21 protein-coding genes are annotated in these 22,310 nt (G+C 62.7%); 16 read left to right on the forward strand and 5 right to left on the reverse strand.

The annotated features are described in order from the left end of the window. Positions 1-828 carry a sulfate ABC transporter permease subunit CysW gene (gene cysW, locus M1D97_RS10600; protein WP_456267703.1) on the forward strand — a complete coding sequence of 276 codons (828 nt, stop codon included), beginning with the start codon at positions 1-3 and terminating at the stop codon, positions 826-828. After that, positions 825-1,883, forward strand: coding sequence for a sulfate/molybdate ABC transporter ATP-binding protein (locus M1D97_RS10605; RefSeq protein ID WP_456267704.1), 1,059 nt, complete (start codon positions 825-827; stop codon positions 1,881-1,883). Before cysW ends, M1D97_RS10605 begins: the two co-directional genes overlap by 4 nt. Before the next feature lie 81 nt (positions 1,884-1,964). Here M1D97_RS10605 and M1D97_RS10610 read toward each other — a convergent pair whose 3' ends face one another. The 3 genes from M1D97_RS10610 to M1D97_RS10620 form a co-directional block, all read right to left on the reverse strand. Continuing rightward, positions 1,965-2,642, reverse strand: a complete 678-nt coding sequence (locus M1D97_RS10610; RefSeq protein WP_456267705.1) for a thiopurine S-methyltransferase — start codon at positions 2,640-2,642, stop codon at positions 1,965-1,967. A 2-nt stretch (positions 2,643-2,644) separates the two neighbouring features. Continuing rightward, a complete protein-coding gene (locus tag M1D97_RS10615; protein ID WP_456267706.1) occupies positions 2,645-3,256 on the reverse strand; it encodes a TIGR04211 family SH3 domain-containing protein in 612 nt (203 codons plus the stop codon). A 202-nt stretch (positions 3,257-3,458) separates the two neighbouring features. After that, positions 3,459-3,785 carry a DUF1820 family protein gene (locus M1D97_RS10620; RefSeq protein ID WP_456267707.1) on the reverse strand — a complete coding sequence of 109 codons (327 nt, stop codon included), beginning with the start codon at positions 3,783-3,785 and terminating at the stop codon, positions 3,459-3,461. Positions 3,786-4,114: 329 nt separating this feature from the next. On the opposite strand from M1D97_RS10620, the gene miaB reads away from it, so the two are divergent. The 7 genes from miaB to M1D97_RS10655 all read left to right on the forward strand — a co-directional run bounded on the left by miaB (position 4,115) and on the right by M1D97_RS10655 (position 11,941). After that, positions 4,115-5,464, forward strand: a complete 1,350-nt coding sequence (gene miaB, locus M1D97_RS10625; protein WP_456267708.1) for a tRNA (N6-isopentenyl adenosine(37)-C2)-methylthiotransferase MiaB — start codon at positions 4,115-4,117, stop codon at positions 5,462-5,464. A 162-nt stretch (positions 5,465-5,626) separates the two neighbouring features. Further along, positions 5,627-6,628, forward strand: a complete 1,002-nt coding sequence (locus M1D97_RS10630; protein ID WP_456267709.1) for a PhoH family protein — start codon at positions 5,627-5,629, stop codon at positions 6,626-6,628. Next, the gene (gene ybeY / locus M1D97_RS10635) at positions 6,625-7,152 is read left to right on the forward strand and encodes an rRNA maturation RNase YbeY (protein ID WP_456267710.1); all 528 of its coding nucleotides are present in this window, start codon (positions 6,625-6,627) and stop codon (positions 7,150-7,152) included. Before M1D97_RS10630 ends, ybeY begins: the two co-directional genes overlap by 4 nt. Further along, on the forward strand, positions 7,149-8,042 hold the full coding sequence (locus M1D97_RS10640; protein WP_456267711.1) for an HlyC/CorC family transporter: 894 nt from the start codon (positions 7,149-7,151) through the stop codon (positions 8,040-8,042). Before ybeY ends, M1D97_RS10640 begins: the two co-directional genes overlap by 4 nt. 95 nt (positions 8,043-8,137) lie before the next feature. Further along, a complete protein-coding gene (gene lnt, locus M1D97_RS10645; RefSeq protein WP_456267712.1) occupies positions 8,138-9,625 on the forward strand; it encodes an apolipoprotein N-acyltransferase in 1,488 nt (495 codons plus the stop codon). 30 nt (positions 9,626-9,655) lie between these two features. Further along, positions 9,656-10,399 carry a YdcF family protein gene (locus M1D97_RS10650; protein ID WP_456267713.1) on the forward strand — a complete coding sequence of 248 codons (744 nt, stop codon included), beginning with the start codon at positions 9,656-9,658 and terminating at the stop codon, positions 10,397-10,399. A 141-nt stretch (positions 10,400-10,540) separates the two neighbouring features. Beyond that, on the forward strand, positions 10,541-11,941 hold the full coding sequence (locus M1D97_RS10655; protein WP_456267714.1) for an MFS transporter: 1,401 nt from the start codon (positions 10,541-10,543) through the stop codon (positions 11,939-11,941). A 4-nt stretch (positions 11,942-11,945) separates the two neighbouring features. Here M1D97_RS10655 and M1D97_RS10660 read toward each other — a convergent pair whose 3' ends face one another. Then, the gene (locus tag M1D97_RS10660; RefSeq protein ID WP_456267715.1) at positions 11,946-12,500 is read right to left on the reverse strand and encodes a zinc ribbon-containing protein; all 555 of its coding nucleotides are present in this window, start codon (positions 12,498-12,500) and stop codon (positions 11,946-11,948) included. A 259-nt stretch (positions 12,501-12,759) separates the two neighbouring features. Here M1D97_RS10660 and leuS point away from each other — a divergent pair, with 259 nt between their 5' ends. The 6 genes from leuS (at position 12,760) to M1D97_RS10690 (ending at position 19,310) form a co-directional block, all read left to right on the forward strand. Continuing rightward, the gene (gene leuS / locus M1D97_RS10665) at positions 12,760-15,351 is read left to right on the forward strand and encodes a leucine--tRNA ligase (protein ID WP_456267716.1); all 2,592 of its coding nucleotides are present in this window, start codon (positions 12,760-12,762) and stop codon (positions 15,349-15,351) included. Between the two features lie 83 nt (positions 15,352-15,434). Next, positions 15,435-15,980, forward strand: a complete 546-nt coding sequence (locus M1D97_RS10670) for an LPS-assembly lipoprotein LptE (protein ID WP_456267717.1) — start codon at positions 15,435-15,437, stop codon at positions 15,978-15,980. A gap of 13 nt (positions 15,981-15,993) precedes the next feature. After that, complete coding sequence (gene holA, locus M1D97_RS10675; protein WP_456267718.1) at positions 15,994-17,067, forward strand: DNA polymerase III subunit delta; 1,074 nt, start codon at positions 15,994-15,996, stop codon at positions 17,065-17,067. Between the two features lie 4 nt (positions 17,068-17,071). After that, positions 17,072-18,166, forward strand: coding sequence for a DUF5924 family protein (locus tag M1D97_RS10680; RefSeq protein ID WP_456267719.1), 1,095 nt, complete (start codon positions 17,072-17,074; stop codon positions 18,164-18,166). Positions 18,167-18,264: 98 nt separating this feature from the next. Next, a complete protein-coding gene (gene slyA / locus M1D97_RS10685; protein ID WP_456267720.1) occupies positions 18,265-18,717 on the forward strand; it encodes a transcriptional regulator SlyA in 453 nt (150 codons plus the stop codon). A gap of 134 nt (positions 18,718-18,851) precedes the next feature. Further along, entirely contained in the window at positions 18,852-19,310 is a 459-nt protein-coding gene (locus tag M1D97_RS10690) for a universal stress protein (protein ID WP_456267721.1), read from the forward strand. An 87-nt stretch (positions 19,311-19,397) separates the two neighbouring features. Here M1D97_RS10690 and M1D97_RS10695 read toward each other — a convergent pair whose 3' ends face one another. After that, positions 19,398-21,314 carry an ATP-binding cassette domain-containing protein gene (locus M1D97_RS10695; protein WP_456267722.1) on the reverse strand — a complete coding sequence of 639 codons (1,917 nt, stop codon included), beginning with the start codon at positions 21,312-21,314 and terminating at the stop codon, positions 19,398-19,400. A 124-nt stretch (positions 21,315-21,438) separates the two neighbouring features. Between M1D97_RS10695 and M1D97_RS10700 the strand changes: the two genes are divergently transcribed. Then, positions 21,439-22,290 carry a TatD family hydrolase gene (locus M1D97_RS10700; RefSeq protein WP_456267723.1) on the forward strand — a complete coding sequence of 284 codons (852 nt, stop codon included), beginning with the start codon at positions 21,439-21,441 and terminating at the stop codon, positions 22,288-22,290. Positions 22,291-22,310 lie beyond the last annotated feature (20 nt).

The raw sequence follows: 22,310 nt of genomic DNA on the forward strand, positions 1-22,310 counted from the left end.
ATGAAGCGCATTGGAGATGGCACCGCCACGCGCGTGGGACTGATCACGCTGGCCGTGGTGATGACAACGCTGTTTCTGGTCATCCCGCTGGCCGGCATCTTCTATCAGGCGTTCGCCGAAGGCCTGGCACCCTTCTGGCAGAACCTGACCAGCAGCTTTACCCGGGAGGCGATCGGCCTGACGCTTTTGATCGCGCTTTTGACCGTGCCGGTCAATCTGATCTTCGGCATCTTTCTGGCCTGGCTGGTCACCCGCTTTAGCTTTCCCGGCCGACGCCTTTTGCAGACGCTGATCGACATTCCCTTTGCGGTGTCGCCGGTGGTCGCCGGCCTGCTCTATCTGCTGCTGTACGGCCGCACCGGCTGGCTGGGCAGCGTGCTGTCCGAACACGACGTGCAGCTGATGTTTGCCTGGCCCGGCATGGTACTGGTGACCATTTTTGTCACCTGCCCCTTCGTGGCGCGCGAGCTGATTCCGCTGATGCAGGCCCAGGGCAGCGCCGAGGAAGAAGCCGGCGTGACGCTGGGCGCCGGCGGGTGGACGCTCTTTCGCCGCATCACCCTGCCCAACATCCGCTGGGCGCTGGTCTATGGCGTGATTCTGACCAACGCTCGCGCCATCGGTGAGTTCGGCGCCGTGTCGGTCGTGTCGGGCAGCATCCGCGGCGAGACCATCAATCTGCCGCTGCAGGTGGAGCTTTTGTATCAGGATTACAACACGGTAGGCGCCTTCACCAGCGCCGCACTGCTGGCGGCACTTGCCATCGTGACACTGATGGTCAAGGCGCTGCTCGAATGGCACACCCATCGTCGGGAGAAAACAGCATGAGCATTACCGTAAGCGATGTCTCCCGACGATTCGGGAGCACCACGGCCCTGCAGCCGCTGTCGCTGGAGATCAAAAAGGGCGAGATGGTCGGCCTTCTGGGGCCGTCGGGTTCCGGCAAGACCACGCTTTTGCGCATCATTGCGGGCCTTGAAATGCCCGACAGCGGCTCGATCCATTTCGGCGACCGGGACGTGACCCATGTGCATGTGCGCAAGCGCCGGGTCGGGTTCGTGTTTCAGCACTACGCGCTCTTTCGTCACATGAGCGTGTTCGAAAACGTGGCTTTCGGCCTGCGGGCCCGGCCAGCCAGCGAGCGTCCGTCCAGCGCCGAAATCCGTGATCGAGTGCAGCATCTGCTCGAGCGCGTGCGGCTGGACGCGCTGGCCAGACGCCTGCCGTCCCAGCTTTCCGGCGGCCAGCAGCAGCGCGTGGCACTGGCCCGGGCCCTGGCGGTCGAGCCCGAAGTACTGCTGCTCGATGAACCCTTCGGGGCGCTGGATGCGAAGGTCCGCCTGGAGCTGCGTCGCTGGCTTCGGCATCTGCACGAGGAGTTCAACTTCACCAGCGTCTTCGTGACCCACGATCAGGAGGAGGCGCTCGAGCTGTCCGACCGTGTGGTGGTCATGAGCAATGGCCGCATCGAGCAGATCGACACGCCCCAGGCCCTTTATCGTGCGCCGGCCAATCGCTTTGTCTTCTCGTTTCTGGGCGAAACCAATCGCTTCGGCGGCGAGCATCATAACGGGCGACTGCAGCAGGGAGACGCCTGGATCGCGCTATCGCCGTCGGATAGTGCTGCCGATGAGGTGCTACTGCGGCCCCACGAGCTGATGCTGACCACCGAGCCGGACGCGCGCGCCCATCTGCCGGTCAGGGTGGATGCCGTGTCACCGGTAGGCAGTGACGTGCGCGTCGAGCTGACGGCCGACTGGATGGACACGCCCTGGCTTGCCAGCATCACCCATCACGACTTTGATCGCCTGCAGCCTGAACGCGGCAGCGATTTTTATCTGATTCCGTCGCGCTATCACCGCTTCGCGCCTGACGCCGCCTGAACGCTCTGACGCCTGGTGACAGGCATGAGCAGGCGGTCGCTCGGCGCTCGGCGCTCGGCGCTCGACAGTTGAGGATATCCTTCAGGAGAACAGCGGTGCCCGGCGCCGCAGCCGCCAGGCGATATCGGTCATGCCGCGCTCATCAGGCTGCTCTCCCAGTCGCGTCAGCTCGAAGTTGGGCGCAAAAAGCTGCTCCACCTCGGCATCGGTGACCACATGGGGCGGCCCCTGATCGCGACGCTCGTCGCGCACCATCGAGATCAAAAGCCCCTCCACCCCGGGCCGGCACAGCTCGGCCAGCTTGAGTGCGTAGCGCTGACGGGCCGCTTCGGGCAGGGCGATCAGCGCGGCCCGGTCGTAAAAGGCATCGATGTCGTCACCGAGGCCGGCGTCCAGGTGAAAGAAGTTGCCCACATCCAGCGTGACGCCTGCCCGACCGGCACGAGCGAGGCTTTCGAAACGCTGGAAATTCGGCCGTGACAGGGCGTGAGGCAGCGCCTCCTCCTGCGCCCTGAACCAGCCCCTGACGGCCTCTTCCACCAGCTCAACGCCCAGTACGGGGTGACCCCGCCGTGCCAGCCAATCGATGTCACCGCTTTTACCACACAGCGGCAGCAGTACGCGGGCCCCGGCGGCGATCGCCAGCGCCGGCCAGTAACATGCCAGCAGGGGCTGGACGCTGTCGCTGTGAAAACCGATGCGCCCTTCCCGCCAGCGCTCGAACCACTGATCGTCTTCCTGTCCGGAAACGGGCGACATGATCAGAACCAGCGATCGCGCTTTTTACGACGCCTTGGCAGATGCGGCACCAGAAGCCCCACCACCAGCCCGGCACCCGCTACACTGCCGCCATAGACGAAGTAGCGCATCAGCAGGTCTTCACGCTCGGTGTCCAGCTTCGCCTGATACTCGCGCATTTTCGATTGCGCCTGAGTGAGCTGGGCATTGAGGTCGTCATTGGCGGTCTGGAGTTCGTTGACCCGTGACTGGCTGCTCTGCAGCGAGCCTTTCATGTCAGCAACACGCTGATTCCACTCCTCATCGATGCCTTCCAGACGCTGCGTCAGGGTCTGCACGCGCTCCTGCATTGCCGGCATCCGCTCCTGCACGCTCTGCTCGGCCTGCAGATCATCGCTGGGAATCCAGACAGTGTCACCGCCTTCGGTGCGAATGCGGCTGTAATCGCCCTGGGCTTCAAGCAGCGTGACACGCTGACCGGCGTCCACGGTGCCCACAATGCGATAGCTGTCGGTGGGGCCGCTTCGCACATAGGTCGACAGCGAATCACTGACCCAGCGGGCTTCTTCAGCGTGGGCGGTGCTGATACCGACACCCAACAAAATACCGACGCAGAGTTTTCCGATTGTTTTCATGGTGCAGTCACTGGCTCGTCAAAACATCAAGTTCACGTCATGGTGCCTGAGCCGGGCGTACCGATTACCTGATCCCCGCTGCAGTCGCTCATCCACAGTTTCTGTGGATAACCTACGGGACAACCTGATCACATGAGTCACAAAGCGCCCGACTGACAGGCCATGACACCATTTTGTTCAAAAATTGTTCACACTTGAGGGCTTACTCGTCACGGGGTGGCCAGTGCATGGCCCCCGGAAAGGCGGTCACGTTGCCCTCTGCCTTGACCGCCCGGGGCTGGCCCTCACGCTCGACTTCATCGATGCGAACGATGGCATTCATCGGCAGATAGCTGCGCGAGACGCCCTCGAAGGTACGGCGCAGTTTTTCGGCGCCGGGGTCGACCACCAGTTTCGTGTCATCGCCGAACACCAACCCTTCGATTTCGATAAAGCCCCAGAGCTCGCTTTGAAAGATATCGCGCGCGTAGAGCTCCCAGAGCTCGCCCTGCTGCAGAAAACTGATTCTGTAAAGTGGCCTTGCCGCCATGTACGCTCAATCCTCACTGTGTTGCGCCGGACCGATGCCTGCTGCGGCCGCATGAGGCCACAACAAGCGCGGGAGTCTATCACAGGCTTTTACGCTGATGGCGAGCGTCGCAGGCCTGCTCACGCGTTGATACACAAAGACCATTTTTCACTACACACGCGCGTGCTGGCCTGTACCGGTGCCCTTGCGTATAATTTCGCCATTCCGGGTCGCCACGCGACCGCTCACGACACCTCTTCTCGATGACCCGGCGAAGGCACGGCCGTTTCATGCCGTTTTCGCCGGTGCATCGTCCGACACCCATTTTCCTGTATGTGTACCCAAGGCCCATGACGAAGAAACTCTTCATCAAGACCCACGGCTGCCAGATGAACGAGTACGACTCGGCTCGCATGGCCGACCTGCTGGGCGACTCCCATCAGCTCGAGCTGACGGACAACGAAAACGAGGCCGATGTCATCCTGCTCAATACCTGCTCGATCCGCGAAAAGGCGCAGGAGAAGGTCTTTCATCAGCTCGGCCGCTGGAAAAGACTCAAGGCAGCCAACCCGGATCTGGTGATCGGCGTCGGCGGCTGTGTGGCAAGTCAGGAGGGCGACAACATTCAAAAGCGCGCCCCCCATGTCGACATGGTCTTCGGCCCGCAGACCCTTCATCGCCTGCCGGACATGATGAACAACCGCAACGACAGCGGAAACCTGATTTCGGTGGTGGATGTCACCTTCCCCGAGATCGAGAAGTTCGATCGTCTGCCGGCGCCCAACTCCGATGGCGCCTCGTCGTTCGTGTCGATCATGGAAGGCTGTTCGAAATACTGCAGCTTCTGCGTGGTGCCCTATACGCGCGGCGAGGAGATTTCACGCCCGTTCGAGGATGTGCTCGATGAGGTCGTGCATCTGGCCGACCAGGGCGTACGCGAGATCAATCTGCTGGGGCAGAACGTCAACGCCTATCGCGGCATCGACGACAGCGGCGAGGAAATTGACCTGGCCGAAATGATTGCCGCCGTGGCCGCCGTGGACGGTATCGATCGCATCCGCTTCACGACCTCGCACCCGGTAGAATTCACCGACAGTCTGGTCGAGGCCTTCGGCGAGATTCCGGAGCTGGTGAGCCATCTGCATCTGCCGGTGCAGTCGGGCTCCGACAACATCCTCAGGGCGATGAAGCGCGGCCACGGTCGCGAAGAGTATATCGCCAAGATGGAGCGCATTCGCGAGAAGCGTCCGGACATCAGCTTCTCCTCGGACTTCATCATCGGCTTTCCCGGCGAGACCGAGCAGGACTTTCTGGACACGATGGACCTGATCGAGCGCATCGGCTTTGATCACTCCTTTTCGTTTGTCTACTCCAAACGCCCGGGCACACCGGCCGCCGACCTGCCCGATGACACGCCGGAATCGGTCAAGAAAGCGCGCCTGAAAATCCTGCAGGATCATATTTCTCAGAATGCGATGCAGATCTCGCGGCGCATGGTGGGCACGACCCAGCGCATTCTGGTGTCGGGCTTTTCGCCGAAGGATCCGGGAGAGCTGTCCGGGCGGACCGAAAACAACCGCGTGGTCAACTTCAAGGCGGCCAATCCGATCGATCTGATCGGCTATTTTGTCGATGTTGAAATCGTGGAGGCCTTCCCCAACTCTTTAAGGGGTGAGCTGGTCTCTGACAAAAAGTACTGAGTCGACGGGGGGGATCACGTCGCATGTACCGGACCGGTGCGCCATCGCGGGCAGCGACCCCTGATGGCGCTTCATCCCTGCCGATCGGACAATTGGTGCTATTGTCTCCGGACAGGATCACAGCCAGGCTGCCCTTCAACGACGCAACGACCGGACTCAACATTGACCCAGAAAACTGCCAACGCGCATCGTATTCTTCAGCTGTCGCTGGAACCCAATGACCCCATGCGGCTGGCCAATCTCAGCGGTCAGCAGGATGAGCATCTGCATCTGATCGAGCAGCGTCTCGAGGTCACCGTTCGCAATCGTGGCAACGAGTTTCAGCTGGCCGGCAATGCCGCCCGCGTCAAGGCGGCCGCCAACGTGCTGGAGCATCTGTACCGCGAAACCCAGACGCAGACCCTGTCGCCGGAAACGGTCCATCTCTACCTGCAGGAGTCGGGCCTTGAATCGATCGCCGAGGATGAAGACGATGACCTGCCGCGCGAAGGCGTGATCCTGCGCACACCGCGGGCCGTCATCAAGCCGCGCGGACAGAACCAGCAGCAGTACGTCGAGCGCGTTCGTAACCACGACATCAATTTCGGCATTGGTCCGGCCGGTACCGGCAAGACCTATCTGGCCGTCGCCGCGGCCGTTGAAGCGCTCAACCAGCAGGACGTCCGCCGTATTCTGCTGGTGCGACCGGCGGTCGAGGCGGGTGAAAAGCTGGGCTTTCTGCCGGGCGATCTGGCCCAGAAGATCGACCCCTATCTGCGCCCGCTCTACGACGCGCTCTACGAGATGCTGGGCTTTGAGCAGGTCAACAAGCTGATCGAGAAACAGGTCATCGAGATCGCGCCGCTGGCCTACATGCGCGGACGCACGCTCAACAACGCCTTTGTCATTCTTGACGAGAGCCAGAACACCACGCGCGAACAGATGAAGATGTTTCTGACGCGTATCGGTTTCGGCTCCACGGCGGTCATCACCGGCGACATCACGCAGGTGGATCTGCCCCGCGGCACGAACTCGGGCCTGATTCACGTGCTCAATGTGCTCAAGGACATCGACGGCATCAGCATGACCCGCTTTGCCTCCAAGGATGTGGTTCGCCACCCCCTGGTCGCACGCATCATCGATGCCTATGAAGCGCATGAGTCCGAAGAGGATCGCCACTCATGAGCGATGCGGTTCATGTCGACCGCCAGGTAGCGGTCGACCTTGACGCCCTCCCCGACGAGCAGGCCCTCGAGCGCTGGCTTCTGGCGGCGCTTGAACACTTTCCGGGCGAATCGCGTCGCGAGATGACGGTGCGCTTTGCCAGCGAAGAAGAGAGTCGCAGTCTCAATCACGACTATCGCGGCCGGGACAGGTCGACCAACGTCCTCTCCTTTCCCTTCGAAGCGCCACCGGGGGTTCCCCTGCCCCTGCTCGGCGATCTCGTGGTCAGCCCTCACGTGGTGGCGCGCGAGGCGCTCGAGCAGCACAAGCGTCTCGAGGATCACTTCGCCCACATGATCGTGCATGGTACGCTTCATTTGCTGGGCCTTGACCACATCGACGACGATGAGGCCGAGGCCATGGAACAGCTCGAGCGGGACATCCTGTCCACGCTGGGCATTGCCGATCCCTATGCTGTTGCCCCGGAAGCCCCGGAAATGCATGACAGCCATCAGGTATCCGAGGAGAAGAGAACCGACGCATGAGCGATGACCGACCGGCAAGTCAGCCATCCCGATCCTGGCTTGACAAAATAATCGGCGCTTTTTCCGGCGATAACGAAGAACCCAGCAGTCGCGACGAACTGATCAGCTTTCTCAAGGAAGCGTCCACGCGGCTGAGCCTCGATCAGGATGGCGTGACCATCATCGAGGGGGCCTTCGATATCAGCACCATGCAGGCCCGCGAGGCCATGGTACCCCGTTCCCAGATCGTGGCCATTCAGGCCGATCACTCTCCCGACCAATGCCTGCCCATCATTCGCGAGACCGCGCACTCGCGCTATCCCGTCATCGACGACAACCTTGATGAAGTCGTGGGCGTTCTGCTGGTCAAGGACATGCTGCCGCTGATCCTGCAGGACAGCGAGGAGCGCGAGCGCTTCAGACTGCGCGAGGTATTGAGATCGGCCCTGTTCATCCCGGAATCCAAGCGGCTCAACAATCTGCTGCGCGAGTTTCGCGATACGCGCAACCACATGGCCATCGTGGTGGATGAATATGGCGGCACCGCCGGCATCATCACCATCGAAGACATTCTCGAGCAGATTGTCGGTGACATCGAGGACGAGCACGATATCGATGAGGAAGACGATATCCGTGATCTGGGCAACGGCACCTACGCCGTCAAGGCCCTGACCCCCATTGATGACTTCAACGAGCGCTTTGAAACCAGCTTTTCCGACGAGGAGTTCGACACGGTTGGCGGGCTGGTCATGCAGCGCTTCGGTCACCTGCCGGCACGCAACGAGTCCACCGAGCTGGAGCACTGGCGCTTTACGGTCATGAATGCCGACAGCCGCCGCATCCGCTGGCTGCAGGCCGCCCGGACCGATGCCGGCAACACTGCGGGCGACGAGTCCCGCCCCGATCATTGATTCAGGGCACCGGCAGGGCTGAACACCGGCCAGCCTTGTGAACCTCATGGCGGGCAGGCATGATCGCCTGCCCGTTTTCTGTCAGAGGATGCAGCATGGTCTCCCTTCTACAGCGTCGCGGCGCCGGTTCACTGCTGGCCCTGCTGGCCGGCGGACTCACGACATTGACCTTCGCGCCCTTTGACCTCTGGGGGCTGGGGCCCGTGGCGCTGGCGGCATTTTATATTGCCCTTCAGCACATCAACCTGCGCCGGGCGCTATGGCGGGGCTGGCTGTTCGGCGTCGGTCTGTTCGGCAGCGGCGCCTCCTGGGTCTATGTCTCGATCCATGACTACGGCAATACCGGCGGACCGCTGGCCATTGTGCTGACGGTGCTCTTTATTCTTGCCATGGCGCTTTTTGTGGTGCTGCCGGCGCTTTTGTACCGTCTCTGCGCCGCCTCCAGACTGGACATGGTGGCCTTTGCCGGCGCCTGGACGCTGAGCGAGGCGTTTCGCAGCTGGGCCTTTACCGGCTTTCCCTGGCTCTTTCTGGGCAGCGCCCACGTCAGCTCGCCGCTGGCCGGACTGGCACCGCTGGGCGGCGTCTATCTTGTCTCGCTGGTCGTGGCCCTGAGCGGCGCCCTGCTGGGCGGCATGCTGCTGTCGCGCCGCTGGTGGCTCGCAGCACCGCTGGCCGCGCTGTGGCTGGTTCCGCTCATCCTGCCCACCCAGTGGGCCAGACCGGCAGGCGAGGACGTCACGGTGTCGCTGGTGCAGGGCGATCTGGCCCAGCTGAGCAAGTGGACCCCCGACGGCCAGCGCGATGCGGTCAACACCTATTTCCGGCTGACCCGCCAGCACGGACTGGACAGCGACATTGTCATCTGGCCGGAAACGGCCCTGCCCATGCTCGAACAGCAGGCCATGCCCTTTTTGCAGCGCGTGCAGTCAACGCTGCCGGCAGACAGCACCCTGATGACCGGCATCATGCAGCGTGATCAAAACGCCACGTTCTACAACAGCATGATTTCGCTGGGCGATCGCCCGGGGGAGTATCGCAAGGCGCATCTGGTGCCCTTTGGCGAGTACCTGCCACTTGAACCGCTGCTGGGCGGGCTGCTGCGGATCTTCAATATTCCGATGGGCAATATCGGCGCCGGCGGCGATGACCAGCCACCGCTGCAGAGTCACGGCCTGCGCCTTGGCGTCGCCATCTGCTATGAAATCGTCTACCCCGACCTGGTGCGGCAGCGCGCCGAGAACGCCAATGCGCTGGTGACCATCTCCAACGACACCTGGTTCGGTCACTCCATCGGGCCGCTACAGCACATGCAGATGGCACAGCTCAGGGCGCTGGAGAACAATCGCTATGTGATCAGGGCCACCAACAACGGCATGACGGCGATCGTGGCACCCGACGGGCAGATCACGGGGCAGGCGCCACGCTTTGAGCCGGCCGTGCTCAACGGCGCCGTTCGACCGATGGAGGGCCTGACGCCCTTTACACGCACGGGGAGCTGGCCGGCGCTGTTTCTGGCACTGTTAATGCTGCTCGGCGGTGGTATCTTGCGCGTTCACCGGCGCAAACAACGCACCTACTGATCCCTTGATGCCCTGGCAGAGACCTCGCCCATGCTGACGCTTTTAAAAATGTACATTTTGCCGCCGGGCATTATCATCGTGGCGCTGCTGTTTGCCCTTGTGATCGTGTGGCGCTGGCGCCGGCACTGGGGGCAGCGCCTGGCCATTGCCGTCGTGCTGGTGTTCTGGGCGCTGTCGACGTCGCGGGTTGCCGACCTGTTGATGGACCCTCTGGAAACCGCCGTGCCCATTGCCACCCAGCAGCAGTGGCACCAGGCACAGGCCATCGTCATTCTCAGCGGCGGACGTCTTTTCGGCCAGTCACAGCTCAACGACTTCGATGACGTCACGCCCATGGCCATGCAGCGTCTGGCCGATGGTGCCCGCGTCAAGCGCGAAACCGATCTGCCGGTGCTGGTCGCCGGCGGCGGCGGACAGCGCGGCACACGACGCCCGCCCGAAGCGGATCTGATGGCGTTTCGCTTTGAGAGCAGTTTCGGCCTGCCCGTACGGTGGCGGGAGATCCAGAGCCACAATACGGAGCAGAATGCGCTCTATAGCGGCCGGATCCTGCGCGAGGAAAACATCGATACCATCATTCTGGTGACCAGCGCCTGGCACATGCCCCGTGCCGCACGCGCCTTTGAAAACGAAGGCCTTGAGGTACTGGCCGCGCCGACCGGGTTCACGGCCCGTGCAGGCTTTAGTCTGTCCAGCTTCTCCCCGAGCGTGACGGCACTGGAGCACAGCTACTGGGCGCTGCATGAATATCTCGGCCTGATCGCCGGCCGATAGCCTGTCGCCCCCCTTTTGATGCCACCCGGCGTCGCCCCTGACAATGCGGGTGGCGCTCTGGCGAGACCGGTTGATTCGGCTGATGGCAAACTGAACCGGCAGCGACGCTGTCTCCATCGATCCCTGTTCAGGAACGCCATCATGTCCAATAACAATCATGCCGGTCCCGCCAGCGGTGACGCCCACCACACAGCCCCCCTGGCGCCGGAACAACGCAAGGCGATGCATCAGGTCATCATTGCCTCGGCCATCGGCAATTTCGTTGAGTGGTTCGATTTCGCCGTTTACGGCTTTCTCGCCATCATCATTGCCCAGCATTTCTTTCCGCCGGGCGAGCCGGCGCTCGCCCTGCTACAGACCTTTGCGGTGTTTGCCGTCTCCTTTGCCCTGCGCCCCATCGGCGGTCTGTTCTTCGGCAAGCTGGGCGATCGCATCGGACGCAAGCGGGTACTGGCCATCACCATCCTTCTGATGGCGGGGGCCACTGCGCTGATCGGGGTGCTGCCGACCTATGGCGCCATCGGCGTTGCCGCACCGCTGCTGCTGGCGCTGGCGCGCTGCATTCAGGGCTTTTCAGCCGGTGGCGAGTACGCCGGCGCCTGTACCTATGTGCTCGAACATTCGCCCACCCATCAGAAGGCACGCTATGGCAGCCTGATTCCGGTGTCCACCTTCATGGCCTTTGCCGCGGCGGCCGGGCTGACCCTGCTGCTGGGCGCCATCATGTCGGAAGGCACCATGCAGGCCTGGGGCTGGCGCATTCCGTTTCTGATCGCCGCACCACTGGGCCTGATCGGGTTGTACATGCGCTTGCATCTGGAAGAGTCCCCCGCCTTTAAAACGCTGCAAAAGGCGCCCGAGACGCCGCATGCCACGGTCAGCGAAACGGTGAAGGCGCATGGCGCCACCATCGTCTGCCTCAGCGCCTTTATCTCCGCCACGGCGCTGTCGTTTTACATGTTCACGACCTATCTGGTGACCTATATGCAGGTCGCGGGCGACGCCACCATCACGACCGCCCTGCTGGCCAGTCTGGGGGCGCTGGTGTTTGCGGGGCTGCTCTGTCCGGTCATCGGGCGGCTGTCGGATCGGATCGGGCGACGCAACACCATCCGCGGTGCCTGTCTGTCCCTGATGGTGGCGGTCTTCCCGGCCTATTATCTGGCCGGCAGCGGTGAGCTGTGGCTGGCCATGCTGGGCGCTGCCCTGCTGGCAGTCGGTGCGGTCATGTGCGGCGTGGTGACGGCGGTCCTGATGGCCGAGCAGTTTCCGACCCGGGTGCGCTATACGGCGTCGGCGCTGTGCTACAACGTGGCCTATACGATTTTTGGCGGTACCGCGCCATTGATCGCCACCTGGCTGATTGATCTGACCGGGCACTCGCTGGCGCCCGCCTTCTATCTGATCGCCATCGCGGCGCTGGCGCTTGTGGGCGGTTCACGCCTGCCGGAATCCGCCCACCGGGCACTGGATGATCATGAGGCCGACTGGCATGACCGCCCTGCTGCCAAAAAGCAGTCAGCCACGGCCATGCCGTCCTGATCGATCAGGACGGCGCGCGCTGGAAATAGCGATGGCCACACTGGTGGCAGGGTTCCAGCAGCTGGCGATAGTGCAATATGACCGGATGCCCGCAGTGGACACAGGCCATGCGTCCCGGTGCCACTACCTCGCCTTCGGTATAGTCAGCGCGCGCGACCTCAAGCTCTTCCTCGAAACGCTGCTGATCCAGCGCCGTGCGATCGGCCACCGACAAAAGCCCCTGACGCAGACGATCGGACAGCATGCTCAGATCGATGCCCAGAAAGCCGGCCAGGCTCTCGCCACCGCTGGTCAGATAGCGGCGAAAATCGCTGATATCGCGCTCCACCCAGGCGCGCAGAATGGCCAGCTCATCGCGGGTAAACTCCTCGACGTCCGCCTCGAAGCTCAGGGACTCATCAAGCTCCTGCTGCATCCCCTCGCGGGAGAGGGTGTCGCTGCGGTCGTTAAAGCGCGCCACGATACGCTCATAGGCCTCTGACAAACGGTTATTGCCCTGCTCGCCGGCGGCGTCGGACGCCGTATCGTGGTCTCTTGCGGGTTTGTCATGCTCAGCCATGGTCGAGCTCCTTGCGTGTGTGCCCAATGATGTAAACGTTGCGGCCCGGGCCTACCTGTCACTAGCCGAGTCGGGTATCCTTGATCACCATCAGCGGCCGGATCGATGTCGTCATTTCAAGCATTGACGGCTCAGGGCGCGCTGTCCAGAACGGTGTCATGACATCATGACGTGGTTCTGCCGCCTCGACGACCGGTCATTCGGCCCGCATACATTTTCAGGGCGTCGCTGCCCAACGCCAAGGCTCAAGACGGACACGATGGACGCACAATACAACCCCTTCGAAATCGAACGCACCGCCCAGCAGTTCTGGGAAAAGAACCGCTGTTTCAGGGCGGTTGAAGATGCCAATCGCGAAAAGTATTACAGCCTGTGCATGTTCCCCTACCCCAGCGGCAAACTGCACATGGGACACGTGCGCAACTACACCATCGGTGATGTCATCTCCCGCTTTCAGCGCATGCAGGGCAAGAACGTGCTCCAGCCGATGGGCTGGGACGCCTTTGGCATGCCGGCCGAAAATGCCGCCATCAAGAATCGTGTCGCTCCCGGTGACTGGACCCATCAGAACATCGACTACATGCGCGACCAGCTCAAGGCACTGGGGTTTGCCTATGACTGGGACCGCGAGTTCGCGACCTGTGACAGCGACTATTACCGCTGGGAGCAGTGGTTTTTCGCCCGTCTGGTCGAGAAGGGGCTGGTCTATAAAAAGAATTCCACGGTCAACTGGGACCCGGTAGACCAGACCGTGCTGGCCAACGAACAGGTCATCGACGGCCGTGGCTGGCGCTCGGGTGCGCTGGTGGAGCGCCGTGATATCCCGCTGTGGTTTTTAAAGATTACCGACTACGCCGAAGAGCTGCTGGCCGATCTCGAGCATGTCGACTGGCCCGAGCAGGTCAAGACCATGCAGCGCAACTGGATCGGCAAGTCGCGCGGCCTGGAACTGAGCTTTGAGGTGGCCGACGACGGCCCGGCCCTGCCGCAGGACGGTGCACAGCTGACGGTGTTCACGACCCGTCCGGATACCCTGATGGGCGTAACCTACCTGGCCGTGGCCGCCGATCATCCGCTGGCCGAGGCGGCCAGCGCCCATGTCGATGGCATGGAGGCCTTTCGTCAGGAGTGTCGTCAGGGCGGCACCTCGGAAGCCGACATGGCCACCATGGAGAAAAAGGGACTGGCCACCGGCTTTGAGGCGGTGCATCCGATCAGCGGTGACCGCCTGCCCGTGTTCGTGGCCAACTTCGTGCTCATGGAGTACGGCACCGGGGCGGTCATGGCCGTCCCGGGACACGATCAGCGTGACTGGGAGTTCGCGACCAGGTACGAGCTGCCGATTCGCCCGGTCATTGCCGATAGCGACGGCAAAACACCCGACCTGAGCGAGGGCGCCTTCACCGAACACGGCACGCTGATCAACTCCGGGGACTACAACGGCCTGGATTTCGACGCGGCCTTTTCCAGCATCTCGTCACGACTGGAGGAGGCAGGCCGCGGCGTCGTGAAGACCAACTTCCGCCTGCGCGACTGGGGTGTGGCCCGCCAGCGCTACTGGGGGGCACCGATCCCGGTCAAGTATGGCCCCGAGGGTCAGACCGTACCGCTGACCGACGACGAGCTGCCGGTCGAGCTGCCTCGCGAAGTCGAGTTCGACGCCACCGGCTCGCCGCTCAAGAAAATGCCCGCCTTTTACGATCTGGGTGATGGCTGGGTGCGCGAGACCGACACCTTCGACACCTTCATGGAGTCGTCCTGGTACTACGCGCGCTTTTGCTGTGCCGACAACGATCAGGCCATGCTGGATGAGCGCGCCAACTACTGGCTGCCGGTCGACATCTACATCGGCGGCATCGAGCACGCCATTCTGCACCTGCTCTATGCGCGCTTTTTCCACAAGCTGATGCGCGATTTCGGCCTGGTCGAGAGCGATGAGCCCTTCAAGCGGCTGCTCACCCAGGGCATGGTGGTTGCTGAAACCTTCTACCGCGACCTGCCGGGTGGCGGCCGCGACTGGTTCAATCCGCTGGATGTCACGGTGGATCGCGACGAGCGCGGCCGCCCGCTCACCGCGCGGCTGATCAGCGACGGCGAGCCGGTGACGCCCGGCGGCATCGAGAAGATGTCGAAGTCGAAAAACAACGGCGTCGACCCGCAGTCGATGATCGACCGTTTCGGCGCCGATACCGTCCGTCTTTTCATGATGTTTGCCGCGCCCCCCGAGCAGTCGCTCGAGTGGTCCGATTCCGGTGTCGAGGGCGCGCATCGCTTTCTCAAGCGCCTCTGGCGTCAGGTGATCGAGCACATCAATGCCGGCACGCCGGAGACGCTGGCGCCCGATACCCTGACCGACGACCAGCGCACCCTGCGGCGCAAGACGCATGAGACCATCGCCAAGGCCAGCGACGACATCGGCCGGCGCGTCACCTTCAACACCGCCATTGCCGCCGTCATGGAGCTCTCCAACGCGGTCTCGCGCTTTGAGGACGACAGCGCCCGGGGGCTTGCCGTGGCGCGCGAGGCGCTGGAGACCTGCGTGCTGCTGCTGGCCCCCATCACACCGCATGCCATGCATGCCCTCTGGCAGCATCTGGGGCACGAAACGCCCGTGATCGATGCCGGCTGGCCGCAGGTCGACGAGCAGGCGCTGACGCGTGACAGCGTCGAGCTGGCCGTCCAGGTCAATGGCAAGCTCAGGGCGCGTATCAATGTGGCCAGCGACGCCCAGCGTGATGATATCGAACAGGCCGCCATGGTGGACGCCAACGTCGAACGTCATATCGAAGGCAAGACCGTGCGCAAGGTGATCGTGGTGCCCGGCAAGCTGATCAATATCGTGGTTGGCTGAGCCGACGCCTCATGAATGTCCCGCCGGCGACGGCGGGAACGCACGATGATCGCCCTGGCGTGATGGCATACAAGGAGTTCAAGGTGAAAAGACGCTCGTTTGTGGCAGGCCTGGCAGGTGCCGGCCTTGTACTGGTACTGGCCGGTTGCGGATTTCAGCTGCGTGGCACGGGTCCCGGCAGCACCCTGACGCTGGGTGAGCTGGCGCTGGACAGTGACGGTGGCCCGACCAGTGAACTGACCCGTGAGGTGAGCCAGGAGCTCAACAGCGCCGGTGTCACGCTCACCGACCAGGCCCCGCTGCGGCTCAATCTGGGGTCGGAGGCGCTCCGGGAGCGGGAGTTGACCTATGGCGACGCCGGCACCCAGGAGCGCCAGCTGACGCTGACGCTGCCCTGGTCGCTGCAGCGGGTGGACGATGGCGCCTATCTGGCCAGCCAGGAAGAGGTGACCGTATCGGGCACCTTCTATACCAGCAGTGACCAGCTGCTCACGCGTGACGATGCCCGCAATGCCCTGACCAGTGATCTGCGTCAGGAGGCCGCTCGTCGCCTGATTGATCGGCTGCAGACCTATCAGCCCGACAGCACCGGGACGGTTCGGCCCGCATCGACGGCACCCTCGTCCTGAAGGATCGACCTGAATGAGGGTCTACCCCGACAAGCTGTCCGAGCAGCTCGCGCGCAAGCTTTCGCCCATCTATATCGTGGCCGGTGAAGAGCCGCTGCTGCATATGGAAGCCTGTGACGCCATCCGTCATCGCGCCCGCGAGGCGGGTGTCGAGGAGCGCGAGATCCTGCAGGTGGAACAGGGGTTTGGCTGGCATCAGCTGATGGAAAGTGCCAACAGCCTGTCGCTGTTTGCCACATCCCGGCTGATCGAGCTGCGACTGGGGTCGCAGTCCCCGGGACAGGAGGGCGGGCGTGCGCTGGAAGCCTACGCGCAGCAGGCCGACGACAGCAGCGACATCCTGCTGATCAGTGCCGGTCGCATGGAGCGGCGCCTGCTGCAGAGCAAATGGTTCAAGGCGATCGAGAGCAAGGGTGTGCATGTGCCGGTGTGGCCCATCGACCATCAGCGGCTGCACTTCTGGGTGCGCGATCGCGCCGGACGTCACGGCCTGGAACTCGACCAGGAAGCGGCGAAACTGCTGGCCGAGCGCACCGAGGGCAACCTGCTGGCCGCGGATCAGGCGCTGATCCGGCTGGCGCTGGTCCACCCGGCCGGGGCTCGCCTCAATGCCCGCGCCGTTGCGGCCGATACAGAAGACAGTGCCCGTTTTGATGTCTTCAACCTGACGGATGCCTGCCTGCGCGGCGAGCGTGACCGGGCGGTCAAAATCGTGTCAGGCCTGAGAGAAGAAGGCATCGAGGCGCCTGTGGTGCTGTGGGCACTGACTCGCGAGCTGCGTACGCTGCTCTCCGTTCGGCAACACATGGATCAGGGCCAGAGCCTTGAACATGCCTGCAAGGCCCAGAAACCCATGATTCCGGAAAAGCGTCGTCCCCAGTATCAGCAGGCCCTGAAACGCCTCCCCCTGAAACGACTGCACAAGCTGCTGTTGCTGTCGCAGCGTATCGATCAGGCCATCAAGGGCGCCGCGCCCCTGCCGACCTGGGCGAGCCTGAGTGATCTGGCCCTGACACTGGCCGGTGGCCGCGGCATGCTGGCAGAAATGCCGGACAGCTACCGCATCACCACCGGTGGGCGTGGATAGTCCCATGACAAGCGCGTCCAATCTTGTGCCTGCACGGCTGGAGCGGCTTTATCACTGGCTGCGTCGCTACTCCTGGCTATGGCCGCTGATCAGCTTTGGCAGCGGCCTTTTCAGTTTTTTCCTGATCAGCCGCCAGCAGGATCTGGGCGCCTGGCTGGCGCTGGCACTGATGCTGACCTGGCTTTTGCTGTCGCTTGAAAGCCTCTGGAGCTGGTGGCATCGTCATCGCGAGCACTCCTCACTGCCGCGGCTTCTGGCCACCTTCTGCGCCCAGCTGACCCATCAGGAGACCCTGTTCTTCTGCCTGCCCTTTTTTCTGATTACCACCGTATGGCGCAGCGGTCAGGCCATCTTTACCGGTCTTCTGGTCCTCTGCGCCATTGTCTCCATCGTTGACCCACTCTATTTCCGCATTGCCGAAAAGCGTCGATGGCTCTATTTCAGCTATCACGCCCTGTGCGTGTTTGCCGTGCTGCTGGTGGTCGGCCCGCTGCTGCTGCGTCTTTCCACCGGCACCAGCCTGCTGCTGGCCGCCATCGTTTTCCCGTTGATCGCTCTGCCCAGCCTGATCAGCATTTTGCGCCCTGACCGGGCCTGGCGCTGGCTGGCACTGGTCGTGCTGGCCGCGGCCATCAGCGGTGGCGCCTGGGCCATGCGCACCTTCATTCCGCCCGCGACCCTCTGGATCGATGCCAGCGCCCTGTCTCCTTCATTCGATACGGCCGCCCGCGAGCCACAGGGCAGCATGGCCCTGACAGCCGATAACCTTCGCGCCCGAGGGCTTTACGCCTTCACGGCCGTGCACGCTCCGCTGGGGCTCAACGAACACATTCGCCACGTCTGGCGCCACAATGGTCAGGTAGTGGATGAAATCGAGCTGACCATCCAGGGGGGGCGCGATCAGGGCTATCGCGCCTGGTCACGCAAGCAACACTTCGGACCTGATTCTGAAGGCGCGTGGCAGGTTGATGTCGTAACGGATGCCGGACAGCGGCTGGGCGTGATACGCTTTGATGTGGTCGGCGATGCCGACCGGGCCCGCAGGGTCGAGGGGCGTCTCGACAGAACGCCCGGCATCGGCTGGCTGCGCCGGCACTGAAAGCGCTGATCCGCGCTCTATCGGACAAAAGTTAACTTGCATCGAGGCGTGGTCATTCGCAAGAATCAGCGCCCGATCCATCATGACCAATGGATAACATGCACGAATCTCTCTGCCTCAAGGTTTCGCGTGTACCTCGCCTGTGGCGCGCTGTCATCGACAAGCGCCTGGCGCCGCTCGGCATGACGCATACGCGCTGGGTAACGCTTTATCACCTGTGGCGCCATGGAGACGGCCAGGCACAGTGTGATCTGGCCCGTACCATCGGCGTTGAGGCGCCGTCACTGGTTCGCACGCTCGATCAGCTGAGCCAGCAGGGCCTGATCGAGCGCCGCCCCAGCGAGGAAGATCGTCGTACCAAGCTTGTCTATCTCACGCCCAGGGCCGCCCCGCTGCTTGAAGAGATCGAGAAGGCGGTCAACGACGCCCGCGGCGATATGCTCAAAGATATCAGTGAAGAAGACCTTGAGCATTTCGAGCGCGTGCTGGCCCTGATTGAAAGCAATGGTAGCCATGAGCTGTCGCTGCGCGACAGCGACCCGGCGTCCTGAACCGGCGTCTCTCGCAAGCACTGCCACCTCTTCCCTACTGCCCTGTCAGCGGCTAAATTAAGATCGTTGCTGCTGACAGGGTATTCCCGACACAGAACCACTCGCCTCGGATAAAAGGACGGGAGAACAGGGACATGAGCGAACACTATCAGCACGTACTGGTAGCCGTTGATCTGACACGCGATTCGGGACTGGTTCTGGCGCGCGCCATACGCATCGCACGGCGCAATCAGAATGCACGGGTCTCCATCATTCATACGCTGGAGCCGCTGGGATTTGCCTACGGCGGCGATATCCCCATGGACCTGACCAGTATTCAGGATCAGCTCGATGGCCATGCCAGAGAGCGTCTGGCCGAGGTGGCCGACCCGCACGGCATTCCGCGGGAAGATCAGCATGTCATGGTGGGCATGCCCGACGCCGAAATTCATCGCTTTGCCGGAGAGCACAAGGTGGATCTGATCGTGGTCGGCTCCCACGGCAGAACCGGGTTTGCCCTGCTGCTGGGCTCGACCTCCACCGGCGTACTGCACGGGGCCAAATGCGATGTCCTGGCCGTACGGGTCGGCAAGGAAGGAGAAGCCACCGAGTAACCCCCGAGGCACCGTTTACAAAAGGGGGCACCGTTATCAGCGGTGCCCCTCTTTCCATTACCTGTACGCCGCAGCAGCTATCGACATTCAGCTACTGTCGCTTTCCAGCTCCAGCCAGCGCTCCATGGCTTCTTCAAGTTCCTGCTGGGCATTGCCGTGATCGGCCAGCGTCGCATTGATGCTTTCGCTGTCCTGCTGATAGAAATCGGGCGAAGCGATCGTTGCTTCAAGCTCGGCGATACGGGTTTCAAGCTGTTCGATCTGACCGGGAAGCTGGTCAAGCTCGCGCTGCAGCTTGTAGCTGAGCTTTTTCCTGGCAGGCGCCGAAGAGGTGCTCTTCTCCTGAGCAGGCGTTTTTTCGGACGCTGTCCTGTCGCTGTCTCCCTGCGTTTTCCCGCGTATTTCGCCGGGTGCCGGCGGTAGCCTGCCCCCCTGGCGAACCCAGTCGGTATAGCCGCCGACATAGTCGCGAATGACACCCTCGCCTTCAAAGGCCAGCACGCTGGTCACCACGTTATCCATGAAGGCACGATCGTGGCTGACCAACAGCAGGGTGCCATCGAAGTTGATCAGGAGCTCCTCGAGCAGCTCCAGCGTTTCCACGTCCAGGTCGTTGGTCGGCTCGTCGAGTACCAGCACATTGGCCGGCTGGGTAAACAGCTTGGCCAGCAGCAGTCGATTGGATTCGCCGCCCGACAGGGCCCTGACAGGCTGACGCGCCCGGTCGGGCGAGAACAAAAAGTCCTGCAGGTAGCTCATGACATGACGGTCGCGCCCGTTGATGGTGACCTGATCGCGCCCACCGGCCACGTTGTCCAGCACGGTGGCATCGAGATCCAGCCCGGCGCGGAGCTGATCGAAATAGGCCACCTTCAGGTTGGTGCCTTCCCGGACGCTGCCTTCCTGGGGGGCCAGTTCTCCCAGCAGGATCTTCAACAGCGTGGTCTTGCCGGCACCGTTGCGGCCGATCAAGCCGATGCGATCGCCGCGCTGGATCTCGATGGAGAGATTGCGGACCACCCACTCCTGGCCGAACCGGTGGCTGACGTTTTCGAGTTCCACGACGCGCTTGCCGCTGCGCTCGCCACTGTCGACATTGAGATTGGCACTGCCCTGGCGTTCACGGCGTTCGGCACGCTCGGCGCGAAGCTTTTCAAGCGCGCGCACACGCCCTTCGTTGCGAGTCCGCCGCGCCTTGACGCCCTGACGGATCCAGCGCTCTTCTGCCGCCAGCTTCTTGTCAAACTCCTCACGCTCGCGCGCCTCGACCTCGAGCTCATGCTGCTTCTGGGCCTGGTACTTGTCGTAGTCCCCCGGATAGCGTCCGAGGCGGCCGCGATCCAGCTCCAGAATGCCGGTCGATAGACGCTTCAGAAAGGCACGGTCGTGGGTAATGAACAGCACCGAGCCGTTGAACTGCAAAAGCTGCTCTTCCAGCCAGTAGATGGTATCCAGATCCAGGTGGTTGGTCGGCTCATCCAGCAGCAGAACGTCGGGATCGACCACCAGAGCACGCGCCAGCGCCACACGACGTCGCCAGCCCCCCGATAGCCCCTCCATCATGGTGTTGGCCGGCAGCCCCAGACGGGTCAGTACGGTATCGATACGCTGGTGGTAGGACCAGCCATCACGCGCTTCGATGGCCGTTTGCAGCGAGGCCATGCGGTCCATGTCGGGATTGTCGGAGTCGATCAGATGCTGGTATTGACTCAAGAGCTCGCCGGTCTCGGGCAACCCTTCGGCGACCACGTCGAAAATGGTGCGCCCCTCTGCCGGCGGTAGATGCTGCAACAGCGTGCCGACCCGAAGCCCCGGCATGCGCCAGATGTTGCCGCCGTCCGGCAGCGCACGCCCCTCGATCAGGGACATCAGGGTGGATTTGCCGGTGCCATTGCGACCCACCAGCGCCAGACGCTCGCCCTTCTCCAGTACGAGGTCGGCGCCATCGAGCAGCACATGTGTGCCGTAGGCCAGTTGAAGCTGTTCCAGTCGTAAAAGCGTCATGGAGCTCTGCAAATTGGTGAAAGCGTTTGCGAAGCCATCATTGTATCGCATTCAGCGGGGCCATGGCTGCCGGGCGGTGGGACATCGATGAAGGCGCTGTCCTACAATGGCAGCCGGACATACCATGACCCACGGAGACGGCATGCTGCCTGACGCCCTGTGCTTTCAATCACCGGAACCGTTGATCGATATCGGTGCCAACCTGACGCACGAAAGCTTCAACAACGACCTGGACGACGTGCTCGAGCGTGCCGCACGGGCCAACCTGACGGCGATGGTGCTGACCGGCACGGATCGCTCAAGCATCGAGGCCAGTGCCGAGCTCACCGAGCAGGCGCATCCCGTGGCCCTGTATGCGACCGCCGGGTTGCACCCCCATCATGCCGACGAATTCGACAGTTCGCTGCAGCGCTTTATCGAGGGCTATCTTGATCACCCTCGGGTACTGGCCGTCGGTGAATGCGGTCTGGATTATCATCGCGACTTTTCCTCGCCGGCCGATCAAAAGCGCGCTTTCGAAGCGCACCTTGAGATGGCCGCGCGCACGAAAAAACCGCTGTTCCTGCACGAACGTGATGCCGGCAGTGACATGCTGGATATGCTGGGGCAGTGGCGCGATGACATCGGCCCGGCCGTCGTTCACTGCTTTACCGGTGAGAAGGCAACGCTTCATGGCTATCTGGATCTGGATCTTTATATCGGCCAGACCGGCTGGCTATGCGATGAACGCCGCGGCGCGCATCTGCGCGAGCTGGTCGGTGATATCCCCCGCGATCGATTGATGGTAGAGACTGACTGCCCCTACCTGCTGCCGCGCAACCTGCCCGCCAAACTCAAGGGTCGACGCCACGAGCCGGCCCTGCTGCCCTGGATTGCCCGGGAGATCGCCGCCTGTCGCGGCGTCAGCGAGGCCGTCCTGGCCCGGGAAACCACGGCCAATGCACGCCGCTTTTTCAACATGGCGGATTCACACTAATCGTTTCAGGACACGATACT

Source organism: Kushneria sp. AK178 (assembly GCF_053903105.1).

Coding starts and splice junctions, on each gene's coding strand:
- cysW (WP_456267703.1), top strand. CDS start 1: ATGAAGCGCATTGGAGATGGCACCGCCACGCGCGTGGGACTGATCACG.
- M1D97_RS10605 (WP_456267704.1), top strand. CDS start 825: ATGAGCATTACCGTAAGCGATGTCTCCCGACGATTCGGGAGCACCACG.
- M1D97_RS10610 (WP_456267705.1), bottom strand. CDS start 2,642: ATGTCGCCCGTTTCCGGACAGGAAGACGATCAGTGGTTCGAGCGCTGG.
- M1D97_RS10615 (WP_456267706.1), bottom strand. CDS start 3,256: ATGAAAACAATCGGAAAACTCTGCGTCGGTATTTTGTTGGGTGTCGGT.
- M1D97_RS10620 (WP_456267707.1), bottom strand. CDS start 3,785: ATGGCGGCAAGGCCACTTTACAGAATCAGTTTTCTGCAGCAGGGCGAG.
- miaB (WP_456267708.1), top strand. CDS start 4,115: ATGACGAAGAAACTCTTCATCAAGACCCACGGCTGCCAGATGAACGAG.
- ybeY (WP_456267710.1), top strand. CDS start 6,625: ATGAGCGATGCGGTTCATGTCGACCGCCAGGTAGCGGTCGACCTTGAC.
- M1D97_RS10640 (WP_456267711.1), top strand. CDS start 7,149: ATGAGCGATGACCGACCGGCAAGTCAGCCATCCCGATCCTGGCTTGAC.
- lnt (WP_456267712.1), top strand. CDS start 8,138: ATGGTCTCCCTTCTACAGCGTCGCGGCGCCGGTTCACTGCTGGCCCTG.
- M1D97_RS10650 (WP_456267713.1), top strand. CDS start 9,656: ATGCTGACGCTTTTAAAAATGTACATTTTGCCGCCGGGCATTATCATC.
- M1D97_RS10655 (WP_456267714.1), top strand. CDS start 10,541: ATGTCCAATAACAATCATGCCGGTCCCGCCAGCGGTGACGCCCACCAC.
- M1D97_RS10660 (WP_456267715.1), bottom strand. CDS start 12,500: ATGGCTGAGCATGACAAACCCGCAAGAGACCACGATACGGCGTCCGAC.
- leuS (WP_456267716.1), top strand. CDS start 12,760: ATGGACGCACAATACAACCCCTTCGAAATCGAACGCACCGCCCAGCAG.
- holA (WP_456267718.1), top strand. CDS start 15,994: ATGAGGGTCTACCCCGACAAGCTGTCCGAGCAGCTCGCGCGCAAGCTT.
- M1D97_RS10680 (WP_456267719.1), top strand. CDS start 17,072: ATGACAAGCGCGTCCAATCTTGTGCCTGCACGGCTGGAGCGGCTTTAT.
- slyA (WP_456267720.1), top strand. CDS start 18,265: ATGCACGAATCTCTCTGCCTCAAGGTTTCGCGTGTACCTCGCCTGTGG.
- M1D97_RS10690 (WP_456267721.1), top strand. CDS start 18,852: ATGAGCGAACACTATCAGCACGTACTGGTAGCCGTTGATCTGACACGC.
- M1D97_RS10695 (WP_456267722.1), bottom strand. CDS start 21,314: ATGACGCTTTTACGACTGGAACAGCTTCAACTGGCCTACGGCACACAT.
- M1D97_RS10700 (WP_456267723.1), top strand. CDS start 21,439: ATGACCCACGGAGACGGCATGCTGCCTGACGCCCTGTGCTTTCAATCA.